Annotated in this window: 1 protein-coding gene; it reads left to right on the top strand. The window is 56.8% G+C overall.

The window, feature by feature from the left end; all coding sequences use genetic code 11:
* Positions 1 to 1,721: acetate--CoA ligase (acs, locus tag QQJ87_RS14580; protein WP_284282631.1), on the top strand; the 1,721-nt coding region annotated here is incomplete at both ends.

The following is a 1,721-nucleotide window of genomic DNA, read 5'->3' as shown; positions in this document are numbered from 1 at the left end:
CCAATGCAACGGTGGGTGGCATGGATGCCTACCGCGCCATGTGTAAAGCAGCAGAGCAGGATTACGAGGGCTTTTGGGCCCGCCTGGCCGATGAGAACCTGAGTTGGAGCAAGCCCTACAGCAAGGTGCTGGACGAATCGAATGCGCCATTTTACAAGTGGTTCACTGGTGGCGAGCTTAACGTGTCAGCCAATTGTCTGGACAAAAATGTAGCCAATGGCTTGGGTTCAAAAACAGCCATCGTGTTTGAAGCCGACGATGGCAAGGTCACCAATGTCAGCTACTCAGATTTGCTGGCCAAGGTGAGTCGCATCGCCAACGGCCTGAAAAGCCTCGGCGTGAAAAAGGGCGACCGAGTTGTGATTTACATGCCGATGAGCGTGGAAGGCATTGCCGCCATGCAGGCTTGCGCCCGCATTGGCGCAACGCACTCGGTGGTGTTTGGCGGATTTTCAGCAAAAAGCCTGCAGGAACGCATTGTGGATGTGGGCGCCTGTGCCGTGTTCACAGCTGACCAGCAGGTGCGTGGTGGCAAGCAGCTGCCCCTGAAAAACATCGTGGACGAAGCATTGGCCATGGGCGGCTGCGAGGCGGTTAAAAATGTGATCGTGTACAAACGCACCGGGCAGGGCGCTGAAATGCAAGCTGGCCGCGATGTGTATCTGGAAGATTTGGTGGCCAAGCAGTCGGACCAGTGCGAGCCCACCATTGTGGATTCAGAGCACCCGCTGTTTGTGTTGTACACCTCAGGTTCAACCGGCAAGCCCAAGGGCGTGCAGCACAGCTCGGCTGGGTATCTGTTGTGGGCCATGCTGACCATGAAGTGGACCTTTGACATCAAACCGAATGACGTTTTCTGGTGTACGGCGGACATTGGCTGGATCACTGGCCACACCTACATCACTTACGGCCCCTTGGCCGTGGGCGCCACGCAGATCGTATTTGAAGGCGTGCCCACTTACCCGAATGCGGGTCGTTTCTGGGAAATGATTCAGCGCCACAAAGCGACCATTTTCTACACCGCACCCACTGCGATTCGTTCACTGATCAAGGCCTCAGAGGCTGACGAGAAGGTGCATCCAAAGTCGTACGATCTGTCTTCCCTGCGTTTGTTGGGGTCTGTGGGTGAGCCGATCAACCCCGAAGCCTGGATGTGGTATTACAAAAACGTGGGCCATGAGAAGTGCCCGATTGTGGACACTTTCTGGCAAACTGAAACCGGCGGCCACATGATTACGCCACTGCCTGGCGCAACCACTTTGGTACCCGGTTCCTGTACGCTGCCGTTGCCCGGCATTATGGCGGCAGTGGTTGATGAAGTGGGCGGCGATTTGCCTGATGGCCAAGGTGGTATTTTGGTGGTCAAGCGCCCATGGCCTTCGATGATTCGCACCATCTGGGGCGACCCCGAGCGATTCAAGAAAAGCTATTTCCCGGAGGAGTTGGGTGGCAAGCTTTACCTGGCCGGAGACGGCGCTGTGCGGGACAAAGACAATGGCAACTTCACCATCATGGGCCGCATCGATGACGTGCTGAACGTTTCTGGCCACCGCATGGGCACCATGGAAATTGAGTCTTCTCTGGTGGCCAACGAGATGGTGGCTGAGGCGGCTGTGGTGGGTCGTCCGGATGACCTGACCGGAGAGGCAATCGTGGCGTATGTGGTGCTCAAGGGCGCGCGCCCCGATGGTGAACAGGCCAAGGAAATTGCCAATTCACTG

Source organism: Limnobacter litoralis (assembly GCF_030160455.1).
Classification (GTDB): domain Bacteria; phylum Pseudomonadota; class Gammaproteobacteria; order Burkholderiales; family Burkholderiaceae_B; genus Limnobacter; species Limnobacter litoralis.
Note: the sequence above shows the minus strand (reverse complement) of the source record. Positions and strands in the feature narration are given on the sequence as shown.